Source organism: Promicromonospora iranensis (assembly GCF_028994775.1).
GTDB lineage: Bacteria > Actinomycetota > Actinomycetes > Actinomycetales > Cellulomonadaceae > Promicromonospora > Promicromonospora iranensis_A.
In genome coordinates, this window is sequence record NZ_JAJQMN010000004.1 from 122,837 (window position 1) to 144,456 (window position 21,620).

Genomic DNA, 21,620 nt, shown 5'->3' on the forward strand with positions numbered 1-21,620 from the left:
GGCCGGCCGGTCCGGATCAGGCCGCGGGCGGTCCGTACACGGACGGGCCGGCGGCGGCCGGTCCGGCGTTCACCGGGCCGCCGGTGATCCGGCGGAACGCGAAGGCGAGCGCGAGCACCGACAGCGGGATCGTGATGAACAGGCCGAGCCCGCACAGCAGCGCACCCACGATGTTGATGCCGAAGAGCGCGAGCTCCAGCAGGAACACCGCACCGAAGTTCTTGCCCACGAGGGAGAACGACGAGGTGAAGGCGGCCCAGGCGTTCAGGCCCTTGTCGACCACGTTGTGGTAGGTGAAGACGCCGAAGATCGCCACGGCGATGAGGCCGATGCCGCACAGCAGCGCGCCCACGAAGCTCGCCACCATGAGCAGGAGGGCGGCCAGGATGACCATCCCGAAGCTGTTCACCTTGAACAGGTTGCCCCAGGTCGCCTTCTCGCCGGACACCTCACGCAGCGCCGCGTTGATCCCGAGCGCCTGGAGCACCGAGACGAGCAAGGAACCGATCAGCTGGAGCAGGCTGCTGCCGGCGGACATCCCCGTCGCGCCCAGGGTGCTCAGCTCGCCGCCTTCCTGGGCGGCGTTGATCTGCTCCTGGACATCGTTGAACGAGTCCGCGTTGAAGATGGCGCCCACGACGAACGTCAGCAGCACGAACAGCACCCAGAACAGCCAGTTCCCCTTGAACCGGTCCCACCCGAAGCTCAGCGCCTCACCGACCCGGAACGGCTTCGACGGCTGCGTGCCGTACGGCACGGCCGGTCCGCCGTAGGCCGGGGGCTGGCTCGCGCCACCGTAGGCGGGCGGCTGCGTCGGGCCCCCGGACGACGGCGGTGTGGCCCCTGCCGGGTACGGAGGCGTCGGCTCGACGGGGTTCGGCGGCGTCGGCCCACCCGGCGGCGGCGTCGCGCCGCCCTGGTTCGGCTCGTACGGGTTCTGCGGCGTGTTCTCGCTCATGTGTTCCCCTTGGCTGGTCAGTGATCCAGCCCTACCTTCACCTCTTCTCCGCATCTACGCATGCGCAATTGCCGAGTTGTGACCAGCCGGTCAGCCCTGCACGGATTCTCCGGTCCAGCGCTGGACGAGATAGGCCCCCACCAGCAACATCGCGGGTGCCACGACGACGAGGCCGATACCGCACGTGAAGAGTGAGGCGAGCGCCAGCGCGGCGAAGATGCCGAAGACAGCGAGGGCGGTCCCGACGTGCGAGAGCACCAGGCCGATGCCGCCGCCCAACGCCTTGCCGAAGCCCACACCCTTGAGCAGCAGGAAGGGCACGGGGAGCAGGAGGAGCGTGAACACCACCTGCACCAGCCAGCCGACCATGGGCACCACGGTGCCGGCGAAGCCGAGCGCCCCGGTGATCACCGCGTACCCCACGAGCCCGGCGAAGCCACGGAGCACGAAGAAGTCGCGGAAGCGCACCTTGCGGGTCCGCGTGGCCGCGATCGCGCCGGCGTACAGGAGGGCCTGCAGCAGGAAGCACACCGCCGTGCCGGCGGCGGCCAGACCGCGGGCCTCGAGCGTCTGCCCGGCGGCCTGGGCGGCGTCGACCGCCGCCGGGTCGGCCGCGTTCACGATGCCGTCCACGATGGACGGGGTGAACAGGAGGACGACGGCGAGCTGGGCCAGGCCGAGCAGCAGGCTCATCAGCACCCAGACGCCCCAGCTGGCGCCGAACGCGCTCCAGCCCCAGCGCCATGCGCTGCCGATCGTCGGGGGCTCGTCCGTGCCTGAGCGGTGTTCCGCCCCGGAGACCGGCGAGTACTGCGGGAGGCCCTGGGCCGGCGGCTCCTGGAATCGCTGAGGAGTGCCGGGCGGGGCCTGCTGCGGCTGCGGGGCCTGCGAGTGGCCCGGGAGCTGGCCCCACACGCCCGGCTGCCCGTCACGCTGTTCCGGCCGCTGCTGGGGCTGGTAGTCCGGCCGGCCGTACGGGTTGGCGGGGCGCCCGTAGGGGTCGCGCGGGCCGTACGGGTCGAACGGCTGGGGCTGCGTGGGCCGGGCCCGGCCCGGCTGCGGGTCCTGCGGCTGCGGGTCCTGACCGTAGGGATCCCTGGCGGCCTGGGCCTGTTGTGCGTGCGGGTTCGCGCCCTGCCCACGCCGGGACTCGGGGTTCTGCCCACGGTAGGGATCCTGTGGGTTCCAGCCGCCGTAGGTGTTGCTCATGCGCGTACCCCTCGTCAGGCGTGCCTGTGCCGCCTTGTCACGGTGTGAATCGGCACAAGGTATCCGCGATTTCGCCCACCACGCAAACAAACCAAGGTGGTTCTCCGGTGCGTCCTGCCGGCCGCCCGACTCAGGACGTGAGCTCGCGCACCACGGTGTCGGCCAGCAGGCGTCCGCGGCGGGTCAGCACCGCCCGCGGCGGCACTCCCCCGGCGCCGACGGCCGCCCGACCGTCGAGCAGTTCGCGCGCCACGAGCCCTGCCACCGCGGTGCGACCCGTGGCCGACAGCACTCCCAGGTCGAGGCCTTCCCGCAGCCGCACCCCGAGCATGACGCGCTCCAGGTGGGCCTCCTGGTGCGTGAGCAGCTCGCGCCCCGCGCCGGGGCTCTGCCCCGCCTCGAGCCGCGTGGCGTAGGCGCGGGGATGCTTCACGTTCCACCAGCGCACCCCGGCCGGGGTCTCGACAGTCGGATCCTGAGCCTGTCGAAGGGCGACCGCCGATGTGGGCGCCGACACGTAGCTGTGGGCACCCGGACCGATGCCCCACCAGTCGTCACCACGCCAGTACCCGATGTTGTGCCGGCACTCGTGCCCGGCGCGTGCCCAGTTCGACACCTCGTACCAACGCAGACCCGCCGCCGTGAGCAGGTCGTCGACCAGCTCGTACTTGGCGGCCTGGTCGTCCTCGTCGGGCAACCGCACCTCGCCGCGGCGCACCTGGGCTGCCATCTTCGTACCCGGCTCCACCACCAGCGCGTACGCGGAGACATGGTCGACGCCGGTGGCCAGCGCCGTCTCCACGCTGACGCGCCAGTCGTCCAGCGACTCACCCGGGGTGCCGTAGATGAGGTCGAGGGACACGTCGAGCCCGGCGTCGCGCGCCCAGCGGACGACGTCGGGGATGCGCAGCGGGTCGTGGGTGCGCTCCAGCGTCGCGAGCACGTGCGGCACCGCCGACTGCATCCCGAAGGAGACGCGCGTGAACCCGGCGTCGGCGAGGACCCGCAGCGACTCGGGCGTCACGGAGTCCGGGTTGGCCTCGGTGGTGACCTCGGCGGCCTGTCCCGAGCCCGTCGAGGAACCGGCCAGGCCCCACACGTCGTTGATCCCGCCGAGCACCCGGGCGAGGTCCCCGGCCGGGAGCATCGTGGGGGTGCCGCCGCCGAAGAAGACCGTGGAGACCGCGGCGGGCGAGCGCCCGGCGTCGGCCAGCACCTTGGCCGCGAGCTCGACCTCCAGCAGCGCCGTGCCGGCGTACTGCGCCTGGTTGGCGCCGCCGCCCAGCTCCGCAGCGGTGTAGGTGTTGAAGTCGCAGTAGCCGCAGCGCACCGTGCAGAACGGGACGTGCACGTAGACGCCGAAGGGACCGGCCGACGAGGAATCGGCCGGCCGTACCCAGTCGGGCAGCCCGCCGTCGTCGGGCACGGGGATACCGGAGGGAAGAGCGGGCACCTACTTCTTCTTGTCCTTCGGCGCATCGGAGTCGGAGGAGAGCGCGGCGATGAACGCCTCCTTCGGCACCTCGACGGAACCGATGTTCTTCATGCGCTTCTTGCCCTCCTTCTGCTTCTCCAGCAGCTTGCGCTTACGGCTGATGTCGCCGCCGTAGCACTTGGCGAGCACGTCCTTGCGCATGGCGCGGATGGTCTCGCGGGCGATCACGCGCGCGCCGATGGCGGCCTGGATCGGCACCTCGAACTGCTGGCGCGGGATGAGCTCCTTGAGCTTGGCGGTCATCATGACGCCGTACGAGTACGCCTTGTCACGGTGCGCGATCGAGCTGAACGCGTCGACGTGCTCACCCTGGAGCAGGATGTCGACCTTCACGAGGTCGGCCACCTGGTCGCCGGTCGTGTCGTAGTCGAGGGACGCGTAACCGCGGGTCTTGGACTTGAGCTGGTCGAAGAAGTCGAAGACGATCTCGCCGAGCGGCAGGTGGTAACGCAGCTCCACGCGCTCCTCGGACAGGTAGTCCATGCCCTGCAGGTCGCCGCGCTTGGACTGCGCGAGCTCCATGACCGCGCCCACGAACTCGCTCGGGGTGAGGATGGTGGCCTTGACGACGGGCTCACGGACCTCCTTGATCTTGCCCCCGGGGAACTCCGACGGGTTGGTCACCTCGACCTTCGTGCCGTCCTCCATCGTCACCTGGTAGATGACGTTCGGGGCGGTCGAGATCAGCTCGAGGTTGAACTCGCGCTCGAGGCGCTCGCGCACGATCTCGAGGTGCAGCAGGCCGAGGAAGCCCACGCGGAAGCCGAAGCCGAGGGCCACCGACGTCTCGGGCTCGTAGTTGAGCGCGGCGTCGCTGAGCTTGAGCTTGTCCAGGGCGTCGCGCAGCACCGGGTAGTCGGAGCCGTCGATCGGGTACAGGCCCGAGAAGACCATGGGCTTGGGGTCGCTGTAGCCGGCGAGCGCGGTGGTGGCGGGCTTGGCCGCGTTGGTCACGGTGTCGCCGACCTTGGACTGGCGCACGTCCTTCACGCCCGTGATCAGGTAGCCCACCTCGCCGACGCCGAGACCCTTGGTCGCGTGCGGCTCGGGCGAGCTGACCCCGATCTCGAGGAGCTCGTGCGTGGCACGCGTCGACATCATCGCGATCTTCTCGCGCGGGTTCAGGTCACCGTCGATCACGCGCACATAGGTCACGACGCCGCGGTAGGTGTCGTAGACGGAGTCGAAGATCATGGCCCGGGCCGGGCCGTTCGGGTCGCCGGTCGGGGCCGGCACCCGCTGGACGATGCGGTCGAGCAGCGGCTCGACGCCGACACCGGTCTTGCCACTGACCTTCAGCACGTCCTCGGGCTCGCAGCCCACCAGCTTCGCGAGCTCCTCGCCGTACTTCTCCGGCTGCGCCGCCGGCAGGTCGATCTTGTTCAGGACCGGGATGATCTCGAGGTCGTTCTCCATGGCCAGGTACAGGTTGGCCAGGGTCTGCGCCTCGATGCCCTGGGCGGCGTCGACCAGGAGCACGGCGCCCTCGCACGCGGCCAGCGAGCGGGAGACCTCGTACGTGAAGTCGACGTGCCCCGGGGTGTCGATCATGTTCAGCGCGTGCGGGGTGAGCACACCCGCCTCGTCGGCGAGCGCCCACGGCATCCGCACGGCCTGCGACTTGATGGTGATTCCGCGCTCGCGCTCGATGTCCATGCGGTCGAGGTACTGGGCGCGCATGTCGCGCGACTCGACCACGCCGGTCAGCTGCAGCATGCGGTCGGCCAACGTCGACTTGCCGTGGTCGATGTGCGCGATGATGCAGAAGTTGCGGATCAGCTCGGGCGCTGTGGCGTTCGGCTGGATGCGCGCGGTGAGCGCAGGACCGGGGATGGGCAAAGCGTTCTCGCTCCGTCGTCAGGGTGGGTGATAGGACCAGCCCCCATTCTCCCACGTCCCGTGCGAGCGGGGCGCGGTCGTGCCTACGGTCGTGGAACAGGGATCCCGATCGGAGGAGGACAACCATGCCGCACCTGACCAGCAAGCAAGTGCTGGCCGTCGTGACCAACTACGGCGTCGAGCAGGACGAGCTCCTCGTGCCCATGCGCCACCTGCGCGACCGCGGCGCGGTGGTCACCTTGGCCGCGGTGTCCAGGGACGACGTACGCACCCTGGTGGGCGACGAGAAGCCGGGCGAGGCCGTGGCACCCGACACCACCATCGACGAGGTGGACCCGGCAGGCTTCGACCTGCTGCTCGTGCCCGGCGGCACGATCAACGCCGACACGCTGCGCCTGCAGGACAAGGCGGTCTCGGTGGTCGAGGCGTTCGCGTCCTCCGGCCGCCCGGTGGCCGCGATCTGCCACGGCCCGTGGGCCCTCGTGGAGGCGGGCAAGGTCACGGGCGCGAGGCTGACCAGCTATCCCTCCCTGGCCACCGACATCCGCAACGCGGGCGGCACGTGGGTGGACGAGCCGGTGGTCCGGGACACCGGCGCGGGCTTCCCGCTGATCACGTCACGCAACCCCAAGGACCTCCCGGACTTCCTCGGCGAGATCGACGCCGTCCTGGACGCCGTCTGAGACAGGATCCTCGCCCGGCCGGCCGGCCGGGCGAGGATCCCGCACGGGCGGGGTCGGTCAGCCGACCCGGCCCGCCGTGGTGCGCGGCAGGAGCTTGCGCAGCACGTCGGCGAGCGTGACCACGCCGTAGTCGGCGGCCCCGCCGTCCGGCCGGGCCACGATCGCGAGCAGGTTGCCCGTCTCCCGCATGCTCGTCAGGGCGCTGTGCAGCGGCACGTCCGGGGCCAGCTCGAAGACCGGCCGGGTGACACCCGCGACGGACGCCTGGTCGGCCAGCAGGAGCGTGTCACGCACGTGCACCACGCCGTCCGGCAGACGGTCGTCCGCCCCCACGAGGATCCGGAGGTGGCCGGACGCCCGGGACGCCTCCTGCACCTCGGCGGCCGTCGCGCCGTGGCTGACGGCGGCAGGCACCGTGCGCTCCCCCAGCAGGTCCCCCACCGTGAGCCGGCGGAGGTCCAGCGCGCCGGAGAGCTGGTCGGAGTAGGCGACGTCGAGCGCACCGACGCTGGCGGAGTGCTCGACCAGGTGCCTCAGGTCGTCCGGCCCCTGCCCGGACGCCACCTGGTCCACCGGCTCGACGCCGACGCGCCGCAGGCACCAGTTCGCCGCGCCGTTCAGCGCCATGAGCAGCGGCCGGGTCACCGCCATGAACGCGCGCATCGGGAGCGCCAGCATGGTCGCGCTGGTCTCGGGGTGGGCGATGGCCCACGACTTGGGCGCCATCTCACCCACGACCAGGTGCAGGAACGTCACGATGATGAGCGCCAGCACGAAACCCGCGACGTCGGCGGCCCAGTACGGCGCCCCCCACGTCTCGAAGAGCGGCGTCAGCCAGTGGTGCACCGCCGGCTTGGTGATCGCACCGAGGGCCAGGGTGCAGATGGTGATGCCGAGCTGTGCGCCCGCCAGCAGCACCGTCAGCTCGCTCGCGCTGCGCAGGGCCGCGCGTGCGGAGCGGCTGGTGGCTGCCGCGTCCTCGAGCCGGTGTCGCTTGGCGGCGAGCAGCGCGAACTCCACCGCCACGAAGAACGCGCTCAGCGCGATGATGATGACGGTGGCCGCGACCACTACCCCGGGGTTGCTCATCGGGCCTCCTCGCGCTCGTTCTCGGTATGCGCCGGTGCGTCGACGACGGTGACCCGGACGCGGGACGGCACGTGCCGCTCCACCTCGAGCACCTCGATCCGCAGCACCTCGTCCGGGTGCGGCTGCGTCGCGACCAGGTCGGCCGGGTCGGCGGGCAGGGGCACGTCGACCACGTCACCCGCCGCGGGCAGCGAGCCGTGGACGGCGATCGCCAGTCCTGCGATCGTCTCGTGGTCGCCCTCGGGCAGGTCACGCTCGACGGACCGCTCGACCTCGTCGAGGTGGACGTCACCGGCCATGACCCAGACGCCGTCCGACGCGGCGGTCACGGGGTCGATCTCGTCGTCGTGCTCGTCGGTGATCTCGCCGACGAGCTCTTCCGCGAGGTCCTCGACGGTGAGCACACCGGCGAACCCGCCGTACTCGTCGACGACGCAGGCCATCTGGTTCCGCGTGGCCGACAGCTCCCGCAGGGCGTCCGGGAGCGCCATCGACGTGGGCAGCACGAGCGCCGGACGCAGCAGGTCCGCGACGGTGGTCGCCGCGGGACCCGCGGACAGCAGGTCAGCCAGGTGCACGACGCCGACCACCTCGCCGTCGTCGTCGAGCACCGGGTACCGGGAGTGCCCGCGAGCCATCAGCTCGCGCACCTGTGCGAGCGTGTCCTTCGCGCTCACCACGCCGACCCGCGCCCGCGGGATCATCGCGTGCTCCACGTCCTGTCGCGGGAAGTCGAGGATCCGGTCGAGCAGAACCGACAGGTCGTCCGGGAGATCACCGCTGGCGCGCGAGTCCGCGACGATGTGCTCGAGGTCCCGGACCGTCGCCGAGTGCTCGACGTCGTGCACGGGCTCGATGCGCAGCATCCGCAGGAGCGCGTTGGACGCGGCGTCGAACACCTTGATCAACCAGCCGAAGACCGCGAGGTAGATGGTCGTGGAGCGGGCCAGCCACAGCGCCACGGGCTCAGGCCGCGTGATCGCCAGGTTCTTCGGCACGAGCTCGCCGAACAGCATCTGGACGAGCGTCGAGAACACGAGCGCGAGGACGGTGCCTACCGCGACGCCCACACCGATCGGCACCCCGACCCCGCCGAGCGCGACGCCCAGCGACTCACCGACCAAGGGCTCCGCGACGTAGCCGACGAGCAGACCGGTGACCGTGATGCCGAGCTGCGCCCCGGAGAGCATGAAGCTCGTGCGCCGGGTCACGCCGAGCGCGCGCCGCGCGCCTGCGCTGCCGGCCTCCGCGCGGGCCGCGAGGCGGGCGCGGTCGACCGCCATGTACGCGAACTCCTGCGCGACGAAATAGCCCGTCACCGCTGTGATCACCAGGATCACCAGCACCCCCAGGAGGAGGGTGAGCAACCAGCTCAATGCCCCCACCCCCAGCCGGTGCGACGACGACGTACCTGAGGGTGGGGTCTATGACTGTCTGCGTCCATGATCCTTCGCTGAAGGTGGTGCGGTTCGGTAGCGGCCCGAGGGTCTCTGGCCGCATGTCCGGTCAGGACATCGCGTGGAGAACGACGAACGCGGTTCTACAGTTCCACGACGTGAGGCAGTCGTCATCCGGAGCACGGGAACCGGGTGTGGGTGGCGAGCGGTACCTTTCGGCTCATGACCCTCGACCACCTCTCGTTGCTTGCCCGCTTCCAGGGCGAGTTCCTTGCCGCGGTGCCCGACGCCGACCCCGGCTCACGAGTGCCCGCCTGCGGCGACTGGACCGTCCGTGGGCTGGTGGAGCACCTCGCGGAGGTCCATCACTGGGCGGCGGGCAACGTCCGCGGTGCCAAGGGCGAACCGCTCGGCGACGGGCCGTTCGACCTGGCGCCCCACTATGCGGCGCAGGCCGCGACCCTGCGACAGGCGCTGGCCGAGATCGATCCTGACAGCGAGGGCCGGGTGCTGGCCCATCCCCAGCCCATGGGCCCCGGCCCCGTGCGGTTCTGGCACCGCCGGCAGACCCACGAGACGCTCGTACACCTGCACGACCTGCTGGCGGCCACCGCCGGAGCCGGATCGGTCGGGCTGGCCGGGGCCGCGCCCGACGTGTGGGCGGACACGGTCGACGAGGTCGTGACGGTGCTCCAGCCGCGGCAGGTGGGGCTGGGCCGCATGGCACCGCTGCGCCATCCGGTCGCGCTCGTGGCGACCGACGTCTCCGGCACGCCCGTATGGGTGCTCGGCGCCCCGGGGCAGCGCGCGGACGAGGTGGCGCCCGACGTCGTCGTCTCCGGGCCGGCCGAGGCGCTCGCGCTGACGCTGTGGCGTCGGCTCACGCCCGCCGAGGCAGAGCTGACCGTCGAGGGCGACCGCGCCGATCTCGAGGCGGCGCTGGCAGAGCCGATCGTGCCGTAACGGTCAGTCCGCCAGCACCGCGGCCACCCGTTCCTGGCACGCGAGCGCGAACTCGGGCCAGCGGTCCCAGTAGTACGGCAGTGCGATCACCGCCTGGACGAGCATCCGGCCGCGTCCGCGCGCCCAGGCGTCGTCGGGATCGGTGAGCCCGTCGGTCGCCGCGGCGCGGAAGACGTCACGCTGCTCGCCCCGGAACTGGGTCCAGGCCGCGATGAGGTCGGCGGCCGGGTCGCCCACGCCGACGGCACCCCAGTCGATGACGGCGGTGAGCCTGCCGCCATCGGCCAGCAGGTTGCCGGGCGCCAGGTCGCCGTGGATCCAGGCGGCCTCGGCTGCTGGACGGGCATCGAGCGCCAGCTCCCAGACCTTCGTCGCGGCGGGGCCGTCCATCCGGTTCCCTGCCTCCGTGATCGCGGTGCGGACGGCGCCATCGAGTCGGACGAGCGGGACGCCGCGGGAGGTGCCGCTGACGACGGGCCCGCCCTCCGTGCTCACCGACCGGAGCGCCACGACGAACTCGCCCAGCTGCCGGGCGGCGCCCGTCCCCAGCTCGCCGACGGCGGGCGAGGCGCCCGCGAGCCACGGCGTCACCGACCAGCGGAACGGGAAACCCTGGCCGGGCTCCCCCACGGCCTCGGGCGTCGGGAGCCTGATCGGTAGCTGCGGCGCGAGCCGCGGCAGCCAGCGCGCGTCGCTGACCGCCTGTTCCTGCGCCCAGCTGATCTTCGGCATTCGGACCAGCCGGTCGTCCCCGAGGCGGAACAGGTGGTGGTCGGTGCCGCCCGCAGGCCCCGGCGTCACCGGCAGGTCGGCCCAGTGCGGGAACTGGTCCGCGACCAGGCGCTGAACCAGCTCGGGGGTGGAGACGACCTCGTCGTCATGCAGGCTCATCCGCACACCGTGACACCGTCACGACCGCCCGGGCGAGCGCTTTTCGCCCACTGCGCTCGGGGCCCGGTGGGCTCGGGGCGGGCGAACGTAGGGCTGGTCGTTCTGTGGGCACTCATGGAGCGACCAGCCCTACGTTCGCGTTCGAAGAGCGACCAGGCCCACGTTCGGCACCGGGTTGTCGGGATCAGCGATGAGTTGCCGGAGGCTGCGTCGTCAGACCCGTATGACTGAATACGCAACGACCAGCCGGGGCGACCGCGTCGCCTACGACCTGCGCGGCTCCGGACCGGCGGTCGTCTTCGTGACCGGCGCCGGACCGGACCGGGCCGACGACCCGATCACCGCGGAGACCGCCCAGCGGGTCGCCGACGCCGGCCTGACCGCCGTCACGTTCGACCGGCTCGGACGCGGGGAGAGCCCGGCCGAGGGCCGCCTCGACCTCGACCGCGAGCTTGCCGCCGTCGCGTCGATGATCGAGGTGGCGGGCGGTTCCGCGGTACTGGTCGGGCACTCGTCGGGGTGCTCGGTCAGTCTCCGGGCCGCCGAGGCGGGTCTGCCCGTCACCGGCCTCGCCCTCTGGGAGGCACCACTGGGCGACCCCGCCCCGACGACGCAGGCGTGGGCGGACGAGATCGAGCGACTCCTCGACGCCGACGACCACGAGAACGCGATGCGGCACTACATGAAGGACATGCCGCCCGAGTGGCTCGCCGGGATGGAATCGTCCCCGGCCTGGCCGATGATCGCCCGGACCGTCGCCGCATACCGCGCCGACGCGCAGTCGCTGGCGTGGGCCCAGCACGCGCTGGAGGACGGCACGCTCGACGTCACGGTTCCGGTGCTCGCCATGTACGGCGTGGAGACGTTCCCGGAGATGCCGGTAGCTGCGGCGAGCATCGTGGCGGCGGTGCCGAAGGGCACGGAGAAGGAGATGCCGGGAGCGATGCACAGCTGGGAGCCGGAGCCGATGGCTGCGGAGCTGGCCGAGTTCGCACGGGGGTGTGCCGGCTAATTCCTGCCGTTAGGTCTCCGATGCGCGGTTAACCCGTTCCGGTACGGTTTCGGCGTGACCTTCGCATCAGACAACAGCTATCCCGGCGACTTCGAGGGTGAGGTCCACCCGATCTACAACCCCGAGCTGGACGGTGAGCCGGATCCGGGCGAGGTCGTCTGGACCTGGGTCCCGTACGAGGAGGACCACAGCCAGGGCAAGGACCGTCCGGTGCTGCTCGTGGGCAAGGACGGTCCCTGGCTGCTCGGACTGCAGCTCACCAGCCAGGACCACGACCGCGACATGCTCCAGGAAGTACGCGCCGGCCGCATCTGGATGGACGTCGGCACCGGCGCGTGGGACGGCTCGGGCCGCGACTCGGAGGTCCGCATCAACCGCGTCATCCGCATCGACCCCGACGACGTGCGCCGTGAGGGCGACATCCTCGCCGAGGACGTCTTCAACGACGTCGTGAAGTACATGGACCGGGCGCTCGACCTCACCTGAGCGGAGGACGAGGCCGACGTCGGGGCACGGTCACCGGCGTCGGCCGCCCTGCTCGCCGACCAGTGCCGGGCTACCCTGCCCTGCGTGAACCAGAACCCGTGGATCAAGCTGCTCGGCGACGTCGTCGAGGCCGTGGCGCGCGCCGCCTTCGACCAGAGCGACCGCCCGAACGAGCGCCAGACCGGAGGCGACCGGTCGGCACCAGGGCCGGCGCCCCGGGACCGCCGCCCCGCGTCGGGCCGGAGCCTGCCCGACACCGATGGCTACCCCGGCGACTTCGAGGGGCGGGTCAAGCCCGTCTACCGGCCCGAGCTGGACGGCGAACCCGACCCCGGCGAGATCGTCTGGTCGTGGGTCCCTTATGAAGAAGATCACAGCCAGGGCAAGGACCGCCCGGTACTGATCGTGGGCAACGACGGCCCCTGGCTGCTCGCGCTGCAGCTCACCAGCCAGGACCACGACCGCGACGCCGAGCAGGAGGCGCGAGCCGGCCGGATCTGGATGGACATCGGCACCGGTGCCTGGGACAGGTCCGGGCGCCCCTCCGAGGTGCGTCTGAACCGCGTCATCCGCATCCACCCGGACGCCGTCCGCCGTGAGGGCGCGATCCTGGACAAGGCGGTCTTCGACGAGGTGGCGGCCGCGCTCTGACCCGCCCGGCGGGCTATGGCTGGATCGACACCACGAGGAACGCCGCGAGCAGCACCAGGTGGACCACGCCCTGCAGCGTCTTCGCGCGACCCGGCGCGATACTCAGCATCGCCACCGCGACCGAGACCACCAGCAGCACCATCTGGACCGGCTCGAGGCCGAGGGTGAGCGGCCCTTCCATCCAGATCATCGCGATGGCGATGGTCGGGATGGTCAGGCCGATCGACGCCATCGCGGAGCCGTAGGCCAGGTTGAGGCTGGTCTGCACACGGTTGCGGAGGGCGTTGCGGACCGCGGCTATCGACTCGGGCGCGAGCACGAGGAGCGCGATCACGACGCCGACCACGCCGTACGGCAGGCCGGCCGCCGCCACCCCGTGCTCGATGGTGGGTGAGAGCATCTTGGCCAGGAACACCACCGAGACGAGCGCGACGACCAGCAGGGCGAGACTGAACCACGCCTCCTTCGCGGCCGGCGGGTCGGCGTGGTCGTCGCCGTCCTCGTCCCGGATGACGCCGGTGACGTGGCCGTACTTGTCGCTCGAGACGGGCAGGAAGAAGTCGCGGTGCCGCACGGTCTGCGTGAAGACGAACGCCCCGTACAGGACCAGCGACGCCACCGCCGCGAAGGCCAGCTGGAAGGGGGTGTAGGCGCCACCGTCAGCCGACGTCGTGAAGCGGGGCAGGACCAGCGTGACCCCGGCCAGCGCGACGACCGTGGCGAGCGCGGACCCGGTGCCCGACGCGTTGAAGCTGACCAGGTGATGCTTGCTGGCGCCCACGAGCAGGGACAGCCCGACGATTCCGTTGAACGTGATCATGACGGCGGCGAACACCGTGTCGCGGGCGTACGTGCTGGCCGCGTCGCCGCCGCTGGTCATCAGCATGACGATCAGCCCGACCTCGATGACGGTGACCGCCACCGCGAGGATGAGGGAGCCGAACGGCTCGCCGACCTTGTGCGCCACCACCTCGGCGTGGTGCACCGCCGCGAGCACCGACCCGACCAGCGCCGCGCCGATCGCGGCCAGGATCACCGGGTGCCCATGGTTGCTCCACGTCGCGACGAGCAGCACCGCGGCAAGAACTGGAACCACCACGGTCCACTGGAAACGGCCTCGCAGTGTCGCGGTAGTCATGGGTCGGATTCTAAGGTGCCGCGTGAGCCGTACTTCTGACCGACGGCGTACGTAGCCGGCGTCACACGGGACGCCCCGCCCGAGGTGGCCGAGCCTCTGGTAACCTTGGAGGTCGCGTGTCCGCCCAGGTCGGCGGGCACAGTCTCAGTTCCTCTCCACGGGTCCCCACCCCAGTCCCGGAACTGTGACCGCCCTCTACGACCTATCCGCTCGCCGTCAGGCGAACACACCAGGAAGTCCCATCGTGGCAAACATCAAGTCCCAGATGAAGCGCATCAAGACGAACGAGAAGGCTCGTCTGCGCAACAAGTCCGTCAAGTCGGAGCTGAAGACCCACGTGCGCAAGGTGCGCGAGGCCATCGCAGCCGGCGACAAGGAGACCGCGACGGTCAACCTTGCCACCGCGTCGCGCAAGCTCGACAAGGCTGTCGCCAAGGGCGTCATCCACGCGAACCAGGCTGCGAACCGCAAGTCGGCTCTCGCGAAGTCGGTCGCGGCTCTCTGAGCACACTTCGTCGGACGCCGTCCGCCCTTCGGGGTGGACGGCGTCTTTCGTGTGCCTGGACGCGCCGCTGCGTGTGGCGGGGAGCGCTCAGCGGCGGGAACGCGCGATCGTCATGACCGCGCGTTCCACGGCGAACACCGGGTCGCGGGCCTCGCCCTTCACGTCCGCGTCGGCCTGCGCGACGGCGGAGATCGCCGCCGCCAGGCCCTCCGGCGTCCAGCTCCGCAGGTCCTTGCGGGCCCGGTCGATCTGCCAGGGCGCCATGCCGAGGTCGCGCGCGGAGAGCCCGCCGCCACGCATCGACGCCACCTTCGCGAGGTTGCGGAGGCGCAGCGCCAGGGCGGCGACGATGGGCACCGGGTCCAGCCCGGTGTCGAGCGCATGCCGCAGGAGCGCAACGGCACCGCCCGCGTCACCGGCCACCGCGGCGTCCGCGACGCGGAAGCCCGTGGCCTCGACCCGCCCGCCGTAGTACCTGTCCACGGTGGCCGCCGTGACCGTGCCGGTCGTGTCGGAGATCAGCTGCGAGCAGGCCGACGCGAGCTCGCGCAGGTCGCTGCCCAGCGCGTCCACGAGCGCGCGCACCGCCTCGGCGTCGACCCTGCGCCGGGCAGCCTTGAACTCCCCCACCACGAACGACGCCTTCTCGGCGTCCTTGGTCACCGGTTCGCACACCATGACCGGCGCACCCGACTTCGTGAGGGTGTCGAGCATCTTCTTGCCGCGCTGCCCGCCGCCGTGCACCACCACGACGGTCGTCTCCTCGTCCGGCGAGCCGACGTAGGTGATGAGGTCGGCCATGAGCTCCTCGGTGCCCGATTCCGCCGACCGGACCACCACGACCTTGGCCTCACCGAACAGCGAGGGGCTCGCGGCGACCAGCAGCTGACCCGACCCGTACGTGCTGCCCTCCAGCTCCACCTTCTCGACCTCGGGATCGCGCGCACGCGCCAGCCCGACCACGCCGTCCACCGCACGCTCGGTCAGGAGCGGTTCGGCCCCACGCACGAGCACGACCGGGGCGAGCGTCGGCTCGTCCCAGTTGCGGCCGGCAAGAGGTGTCGCGGTACGGCGCTTGGTCGCTGGAGGCACGGACACAGCCTGCCACGCGCCACCGACAATCACTCCCAGAGCAGGTCGGCCACTGCCATCCGGCCGCCGTCGGTCCATGCGTTGGCGACCACGCACGCACCGGCCACCGCACAGTCGGCCACCCCACCGCCGACCAGCTCGATCTCGCGCTCGACGGCCAGCCGGGCGAGCACGGTGCCGGAGCGGTCGGCGACCACGCGCTCGCCGTCGTCGTACAGGCAGCTGTCGCCGTCCACACCGCCGTCCTGCGTGGTGGCGCACTGGACGATCCGGACGGCCGCGCCCGACGCGTAGCCCTCACCCGACACCGTGACGCGGCCCTTGTCGGCGCCGAGCTCGCGCTCGGACAGGACCAGGGTGGGTGCGTCGGGCGGCTCGGCGTCGTCGGGCAGTGGGGCGGTGGCCGCCGCGAGCACCACGTCGGACAGGTCGGCGACGGCGAGCACGCACGGGTCCGCCGCGCAGTCCACCTCGGACACCGACCCGACATTGACGAACGCCCTGGCCTGCCGCGTCGCTGAGATGCGGCCGCGCTCGTCCGCCACCACCTGCTCACTGGTCGACATGTCGCAGTCGTCGAGCGCGCTCGCGCCCGCCGTCGTGCCACCGGCGCACTGGACCAGGTACTGGTTGCCACCCTCGAAGCCCGTGCCGCGCACGACCCATGCGCCGTCGGCGACGCCGACCGTCATGGTCGGCTCGTCGCCCGAGGCGTCCGGGCTGCCCGACGCCGTCGGGCCGGCTCCCGGCGTGCTCGTCGAGCCAGGCCGGCCGTCCGCGCCGGACGGACCGGCCGGGCCAGGACCCGACGGCGCCGCCGTGCAGGCGGCCAGCACGAGCCCGACGGCCGCGAGCGTCGCGACCCGGCGCGCGCGCATCACGGGTAGCCCAGGTAGGCGTCGATGCTGCTGGCGATACGCCAGCTCCAGGCGTTGCGGTCGCGCATCCAGTTCACTCCCCGGTTCCAGACGTGGTACTCCTGCTCGAGGTAGCAGGCCACGGCGTTGGTCTGGTTGAGCTCACCCAGGTCGGTGCGGTACAGGCGGGCGTCGTTGGTCCCGGGGCTGACCGAACCCACCCGCGACGTCATGATCTCCGCGCACTTCTTCCCGGCCGACGACACGTACATCACGTGGGTGCCGTACCGGTCCGCCGAGAACTTGGTCTCGCACGACCGGTTGATCGCGTTGGAATGGATCGGCACGTGCACGTCCGCCCCGACCCGGTTGGAGTTCGCGATGTTCGACCTGGTCAGGCCGTTGCCGCGCACGACCTTGTAACCGCGCTCCAGCAGGTTCAGCTGTTTGGAGCCCTGTTGGGTCGCCGCGGATATCGCGACCATCCGGGAGTTGATGTTCTCGCTGAACCCGTCGCAGCCGGTGTTCGTGTGACACACGGTGTCGCCCCGGTCGTGACACGCCTGGGACAGGTAGATGACCTTGCCGTTCCAGCTCTCCGGCACGTAGGTGACGTCAGCGGCCGCGGCCGGGGCCAGCGCCAGCAGCCCGCTGGAGACCAGCGCAAGGGCCGCGAGACCGGACAGGAGCCGGCGAAGTGTCGCGCGCATCGTGTTTCTCCTCAGCCCAGGTCGATCGGAAGGTCGGTCGAGGCGCACATGTCGCCGCCCGTCGCGTACGCGAAGGCGAGGCAGTCCCCGGCGAGCGTGAACCTCACAGAGCCGATGGTGCCGTTGCTGTGCGCCGTGAACAGGAGCGCCTGCCAGACCTCGCCGGGATACACCCCCGAGTCGGCCAGCGCCTGCTCGAACCCCGCGGCCACGTCGACAGTGGCCTCACCCTTGTCGATCTGCACCGTGGTGGGCGCCAGCTCCGCGCCGGGCAGGTAGGACGCGAGGACCTCGTCGACCGCTGCGGCCAGCGTGGTGGTGGCAGGCCCCTTCTCGACCGACCGCGCTGTCGCCTGGACGCCGCCCTTCGGCTCACAGCCCAGGTAGGGAGTGGTGGCGCCGTCGGCGGAGCGGGGACCCGTGGGAGTCTCCGGGCACGGCTCGTCCGACGGCGGCGGGTCGTCCGCGACCGCCTCGGCGTCGAGTTGAGCGCGCTCCTCACCGGAAGTCGTGTCCATGCCCGCCACGACGACGGTCCAGCCGTCGAGCACCTCCGCGGACTCCTCGAGCCAGGCGTCCGCCGCCGCCGGATCCTGAGCGACGTCCACCCGCACCGTCTGCTCGGCCTCCGATACGTCGGTGACCACCGACTCGGCCAGGAGCTCCTGCCGCAGCTGGAGCTGCGCGGTCGCCTGGTCGCGCCCCGTGGCGCTCAGCGCCGCGAGCGGGACGAGCAGGGCCGCCGCGGCGGTCACCGCGATGGTCCGGCGATATCGCCGGGCGGTCAGCCTGAGATCAACCACGAAGCCCCCTTCGTACGTGCTGACGGAAACTCTCCGACCTCACCCACGTTAGAGCGGCCCACAGGATCCGCAACGTTTCGCGAAGTGTGGCGCGCCTGCGGCCAGGTAGCGGTGTGACCTGGTACAAGAGATCCGTAGGATCGGGCGACGCCCGCGGGGCGGACCGAGATCAGCAGCCGGCCAGCGACACCTCCGGACCGCGCAGCACGAGCGCCACCGTGCCGCACTCGTCGGTCCGGACGACGGCGGCGCCGACTCCCGCGTACAGGTCGAGCGCCTCGTCGGTCGGATGGCCGTAGTCGTTGCCCCGGCCCGCCGACACGAGCGCCACGGCCGGGCGCAGCCGCTCCGCCAGGGCACGCGACTGCACGGCCGAACCGTGGTGCGCGACCTTGACGACGTCGGTCGGCCCGGCCAGCGGCACGAGCTCCGCCTGGCCGACGTCCTCCAGGTCGCCGAGCGCGAGCACGTCCAGACCGCCGGTCCGGGCGGCGAGCACGACGCTCGAGTCGTTCGCCCCCTCTCCCGCACCCGCCAGCAGCACCTGCCACGTGAGGGTCCCTGCCGTGCCCTGGTCCCCGGACCGCGCGACCCGTACCGGCACACCGGCGGCGGCGAGCATCGCCTCCGTCGCCGCGGCGTTGGCGACGGGCTCCGGCACCGGGGACACGAGTGCCGCGGTCACCTCGCGCCCCGCCAGGACGGGTCCGAGCCCGCCCACGTGGTCCGCGTGGAAGTGGCTGAGCACGAGGAGGTCCACCCGGGCCACACCGAGCCGGTCGAGGCAGTGGCCCGCCGCGGGGCCATCCGGTCCCACGTCCACCACCACCGCCGACGTCGGCCCCGTGCGCAGTACCAGCGCGTCACCCTGCCCCACGTCGCACGCCGCCACCAACCAGTCCTGCGGTGCACCGGAGCGGGCGACGAGGCGCGGCACGGCGAGCGCGACGACCAGCGCGGCCACCGAGCCCGCCGCCAGGATCGCCACGAAGCGTGTCCGCGTGAGCCGTCCGCGGCGCGCGGCGAGCGCCTCCCGCAGGCTCGACCGGGTCGCCGTACGCCAGGTCTCGGGCCAGCCCGGACGCGGTGCACTCCGCAGCACCACCCACAGGACGACGCCGGTGAGCACCGCCAGCAGGAGCGCCCCCGGCGGCCCGCCCAGCCACGGTACGACGGCGCCCGGGAGTGCGGCGCACCAGTGCGCGACCGCCGCGATCCACCACGTCGCGCCGCTCGCCGCCCAGGCCACGAGCCCGGCGAGGGCCGGCAGCCCCGGTGCGAGGACGGTGGCGACCAGGCCCAGCACCGTGGCCGGGACCAGCGCCGGCGCGGCCAAGAGGTTCGCGAGGACCGACACGGTGGACACGGCTGGGTCGAGCAGCACCAGCACCGGCCCGCATGCCGCCTGCGCGGCGAGCGGGACCGCCAGGGCGAACGCGGCGGCGTCGCCCGTCCAGGGCGCGAGCCGTGCCGCCAGCGGCGCGGCGAGCAGCACCAGGCCTCCGGTCGCCGCGGCGGAGAGCGCGAACCCGAACGAGCGGGCCAGCCATGGGTCCACCACAAGCAGCCCCACCACCGATCCCGCGAGCGCCGGGACCGACTGCGACGGCCGTCCCATCGCGATCCCCGTCAGGGCGAACGCCGCCATGACGGCCGCGCGGAGCACCGCCGGCTCGGGGCGGACGAGCGCCACGAAGGCGAGCGAGGCGAGTGCGACGAGGGCGACCCGGGCCGGTCTGGGTAGCCGGGCCAGCGAGCAGAGCAACGTCAGGACTGCGACGACCACGGCGAAGTGGCCGCCGGAAACTGCAGTGACATGAGACAGGCCGGCGCTGCGCATCTCCTCGGCGAGATCGTCCGGCAGCCGTGTGGTGTCGCCGATGGCGGCGCCAGGGACCAGCCCGCGGCCCTGTGCGGACAGCGGGTCGGTCACGTCGAGGAGCGCCGTGCGGTGGGTGTCGAGCAATCGCAGGCCGGACGGTGGGGCACGGATCTCGCTCGCGCTGTCGGCGGTCAGGCGGGCGGTCTCCGCCCTGCCGGGCTCGGCGGGTCGCAGCGCGCCCGCCACGACGACCGTCGCCCCGTAGCGGGGCGCGGTGCTCGACAAGACCTGGACGTGTGCCCGTGCCGCCGAGCCGACGCCCCGAGCCTCGACCGTGCGGGCCGCGAGCACCCAGCGGTGCTGTCCCGCACCCGGCGCGGACAGTCCGGGTGCGAACGAGAACGGCTCCGGCTGGGAGGCGACGACACCGGTGAGTGTCGCGGTCACCCGTTGCTCCGCGAGGCTGGCGAGCGGAGCACGACCGGCCAGCTGGACGTGCGCGGAGACCGTGACCGCGAGAACACAGGCCGCTGCGAGGGCCGTGTGAGCGAGGGCCGTGTGAGCGACGGTCGCATGGCCGAGGGTCTGCGTGACGGCGGCTTGCGCGACGCCGGCGGGGGCCGTGGCCGGCCGGCCGCGGCGGGGTGCCAGGATCACCGTGCGCACCAGCTGGAGGCAGGCTGCCACGACGAGGGCCGCGACCACCCACGTCACCGTGCCGCTCCAGCCGGTCACCGGCCCGGTCAGCAGCCATGCCGCGACCCAGACCGCCAGGGCCGCCGGGACCATCCGCAGGTCGGTCACGGCCCGACCCGGGCGGTGTCGCGGATCTCGGCCAGCGTCGCCGGGCCGATACCCGGCACGTCCTCCAGCTCGTCCACGCTCGCGAACTGTCCGTTGGCTTCCCGCCACTCGACGATCGCCTGCGCGATCGACGGCCCGACGCCGGGGAGCGCCTCCAGCGCGGTCGCGTCCGCCGTGTTGATGTCGACGGTGGCGCCCGCTCCCGACCCACCGCTCGAAGCGCTCTGCCCGCCCACGCCGGAGGCGGCACCGCCGGCGCCGGGTGCCGCAGCCCCGGGCACCGGCTCCCCGGGCCTGGGCACGTACAGCTGCTCGCCGTCGACGACCGTGCGCGCCAGGTTCACGGCGGCCAGATCGGCCCTGCGGGTCGTGCCGCCGGCCGCCGTCAGGGCGTCGGCCACGCGAGCGCCGTCCGGCACGGTGACCAGGCCCGGCTCGGCCACCTCGCCGACGACGTGCACGAGCAGGCCGTCGCCCGGCGGTGCGCCGGTCGCGGTCGTCCCGCCCGCCGCCGCACCCGCTCCTGCGGCGGCACCGGAGCCAGGCTGCGCCGCGGGCGCCGCCGCGCCGCTCGTGGCCGGTGTGCTCCCCGGTCCCTCGTCCTGCATGCCTGCGACCTCCCCGTGGACCTCCACCTGGGTCAGCGGCTCGACACCGTCACCACGGAGGGACAGCGCCGCGACGCCCACGCCGAGCAGGAGCACCGCCACGACGGCGACCACCGCCGTCGTCCCGGTCAGCGCCCACCTGCGGGCGCCCTGCTCGGGCCGTGGATCGGTCGGGTGACCGTGCGCGGCCGCATAGGCCGCGGCCACCCCGGACGCCGACCGTCGGGCGCGCAGCCGGGCCACCAGCTCGTCGGCGTCGGCCCGGTCCTCGTCCCGCGTGCTCTGTTCGGTGCGGATCGTCGTCGACGTCGCCGCTGACGCGGAGGACCACGGATCCATGGCGGGCGGAGCCGTGCCGGCCATGGACGTGAGCGGCGATCTCGTGACCGGCGATCTCGTGACCGGCGATGTCGCCACCGGCGGTGTCGTCACCGGCGGGATCGTCCTCACGGGTTCCGCCCGACCGCTCGACCCGTGGACAGGGCTGAACGGCCACGGATCGGGAAGTCGCTGTTGCGCGGTCTCTGGCTGCATGGCTCAGGACGCTAGGCGGGCAACGCAGCCTTCCGGAGGGGCCAACTGCCCGCCTGTGCACAGTCGTGCGAAAA

At 72.3% G+C, this 21,620-nt stretch carries 20 protein-coding genes; 6 read left to right on the plus strand and 14 right to left on the minus strand.

The window, feature by feature from the left end; translation table 11 throughout:
- Positions 1 to 16 precede the first annotated feature (16 nt).
- From LUU90_RS08195 to lepA, 4 genes are all read right to left on the minus strand, one after another.
- Complete coding sequence (locus LUU90_RS08195) at positions 17 to 958, minus strand: hypothetical protein (protein WP_275002877.1); 942 nt, start codon at positions 956 to 958, stop codon at positions 17 to 19.
- Between the two features lie 90 nt (positions 959 to 1,048).
- Entirely contained in the window at positions 1,049 to 2,167 is a 1,119-nt protein-coding gene (locus LUU90_RS08200; protein ID WP_275002878.1) for a hypothetical protein, read from the minus strand.
- A 130-nt stretch (positions 2,168 to 2,297) separates the two neighbouring features.
- Positions 2,298 to 3,620, minus strand: coding sequence for a radical SAM family heme chaperone HemW (hemW, locus tag LUU90_RS08205; RefSeq protein WP_275002879.1), 1,323 nt, complete (start codon positions 3,618 to 3,620; stop codon positions 2,298 to 2,300).
- Positions 3,621 to 5,501, minus strand: a complete 1,881-nt coding sequence (gene lepA, locus LUU90_RS08210) for a translation elongation factor 4 (protein WP_275002880.1) — start codon at positions 5,499 to 5,501, stop codon at positions 3,621 to 3,623.
- A gap of 125 nt (positions 5,502 to 5,626) precedes the next feature.
- On the opposite strand from lepA, the gene LUU90_RS08215 reads away from it, so the two are divergent.
- Positions 5,627 to 6,184 carry a type 1 glutamine amidotransferase domain-containing protein gene (locus LUU90_RS08215; protein ID WP_275002881.1) on the plus strand — a complete coding sequence of 186 codons (558 nt, stop codon included), beginning with the start codon at positions 5,627 to 5,629 and terminating at the stop codon, positions 6,182 to 6,184.
- A gap of 57 nt (positions 6,185 to 6,241) precedes the next feature.
- Here LUU90_RS08215 and LUU90_RS08220 read toward each other — a convergent pair whose 3' ends face one another.
- Both LUU90_RS08220 and LUU90_RS08225 read right to left on the minus strand, forming a co-directional pair.
- Positions 6,242 to 7,273, minus strand: coding sequence for a CNNM domain-containing protein (locus LUU90_RS08220; protein ID WP_275002882.1), 1,032 nt, complete (start codon positions 7,271 to 7,273; stop codon positions 6,242 to 6,244).
- Positions 7,270 to 8,649, minus strand: a complete 1,380-nt coding sequence (locus LUU90_RS08225; RefSeq protein WP_275002883.1) for a hemolysin family protein — start codon at positions 8,647 to 8,649, stop codon at positions 7,270 to 7,272. The genes LUU90_RS08220 and LUU90_RS08225 overlap by 4 nt, the downstream gene beginning before the upstream one ends.
- 243 nt (positions 8,650 to 8,892) lie before the next feature.
- Here LUU90_RS08225 and LUU90_RS08230 point away from each other — a divergent pair, with 243 nt between their 5' ends.
- Positions 8,893 to 9,633 carry a maleylpyruvate isomerase N-terminal domain-containing protein gene (locus LUU90_RS08230; protein ID WP_275002884.1) on the plus strand — a complete coding sequence of 247 codons (741 nt, stop codon included), beginning with the start codon at positions 8,893 to 8,895 and terminating at the stop codon, positions 9,631 to 9,633.
- 3 nt (positions 9,634 to 9,636) lie between these two features.
- On the opposite strand, the gene LUU90_RS08235 is transcribed toward LUU90_RS08230, so the two are convergent.
- A complete protein-coding gene (locus tag LUU90_RS08235) occupies positions 9,637 to 10,524 on the minus strand; it encodes an aminoglycoside phosphotransferase family protein (RefSeq protein WP_275002885.1) in 888 nt (295 codons plus the stop codon).
- A 223-nt stretch (positions 10,525 to 10,747) separates the two neighbouring features.
- On the opposite strand from LUU90_RS08235, the gene LUU90_RS08240 reads away from it, so the two are divergent.
- The 3 genes from LUU90_RS08240 (at position 10,748) to LUU90_RS08250 (ending at position 12,673) form a co-directional block, all read left to right on the plus strand.
- The gene (locus LUU90_RS08240) at positions 10,748 to 11,536 is read left to right on the plus strand and encodes an alpha/beta fold hydrolase (protein WP_275002886.1); all 789 of its coding nucleotides are present in this window, start codon (positions 10,748 to 10,750) and stop codon (positions 11,534 to 11,536) included.
- Positions 11,537 to 11,590: 54 nt separating this feature from the next.
- Positions 11,591 to 12,022: a type II toxin-antitoxin system PemK/MazF family toxin gene (locus tag LUU90_RS08245; RefSeq protein ID WP_275002887.1), complete on the plus strand. Its 432-nt coding sequence runs from the start codon at positions 11,591 to 11,593 to the stop codon at positions 12,020 to 12,022.
- Positions 12,023 to 12,106: 84 nt separating this feature from the next.
- Entirely contained in the window at positions 12,107 to 12,673 is a 567-nt protein-coding gene (locus tag LUU90_RS08250) for a type II toxin-antitoxin system PemK/MazF family toxin (protein ID WP_275002888.1), read from the plus strand.
- Positions 12,674 to 12,686: 13 nt separating this feature from the next.
- Here the strand turns inward: LUU90_RS08250 and LUU90_RS08255 are convergent, their stop codons facing one another.
- Positions 12,687 to 13,811, minus strand: a complete 1,125-nt coding sequence (locus tag LUU90_RS08255; protein WP_275002889.1) for a calcium:proton antiporter — start codon at positions 13,809 to 13,811, stop codon at positions 12,687 to 12,689.
- Between the two features lie 244 nt (positions 13,812 to 14,055).
- Between LUU90_RS08255 and rpsT the strand changes: the two genes are divergently transcribed.
- Positions 14,056 to 14,316 carry a 30S ribosomal protein S20 gene (gene rpsT, locus LUU90_RS08260; protein WP_275002890.1) on the plus strand — a complete coding sequence of 87 codons (261 nt, stop codon included), beginning with the start codon at positions 14,056 to 14,058 and terminating at the stop codon, positions 14,314 to 14,316.
- Between the two features lie 87 nt (positions 14,317 to 14,403).
- Here rpsT and holA read toward each other — a convergent pair whose 3' ends face one another.
- From holA to LUU90_RS08290, 6 genes are all read right to left on the minus strand, one after another.
- Positions 14,404 to 15,408 carry a DNA polymerase III subunit delta gene (gene holA, locus LUU90_RS08265; protein WP_275002891.1) on the minus strand — a complete coding sequence of 335 codons (1,005 nt, stop codon included), beginning with the start codon at positions 15,406 to 15,408 and terminating at the stop codon, positions 14,404 to 14,406.
- A 29-nt stretch (positions 15,409 to 15,437) separates the two neighbouring features.
- Entirely contained in the window at positions 15,438 to 16,286 is an 849-nt protein-coding gene (locus tag LUU90_RS08270; protein ID WP_275002892.1) for a neocarzinostatin apoprotein domain-containing protein, read from the minus strand.
- Positions 16,286 to 16,975 (minus strand): hypothetical protein, encoded by a 690-nt coding sequence (locus LUU90_RS08275; protein WP_275002893.1) that lies wholly within the window; start codon positions 16,973 to 16,975, stop codon positions 16,286 to 16,288. Before LUU90_RS08275 ends, LUU90_RS08270 begins: the two co-directional genes overlap by 1 nt.
- Before the next feature lie 11 nt (positions 16,976 to 16,986).
- A complete protein-coding gene (locus LUU90_RS08280; RefSeq protein WP_275002894.1) occupies positions 16,987 to 17,778 on the minus strand; it encodes a GerMN domain-containing protein in 792 nt (263 codons plus the stop codon).
- Between the two features lie 169 nt (positions 17,779 to 17,947).
- Complete coding sequence (locus LUU90_RS08285) at positions 17,948 to 20,404, minus strand: ComEC/Rec2 family competence protein (RefSeq protein WP_275002896.1); 2,457 nt, start codon at positions 20,402 to 20,404, stop codon at positions 17,948 to 17,950.
- Positions 20,401 to 21,375, minus strand: coding sequence for a helix-hairpin-helix domain-containing protein (locus LUU90_RS08290; protein WP_275002897.1), 975 nt, complete (start codon positions 21,373 to 21,375; stop codon positions 20,401 to 20,403). Before LUU90_RS08290 ends, LUU90_RS08285 begins: the two co-directional genes overlap by 4 nt.
- Positions 21,376 to 21,620 lie beyond the last annotated feature (245 nt).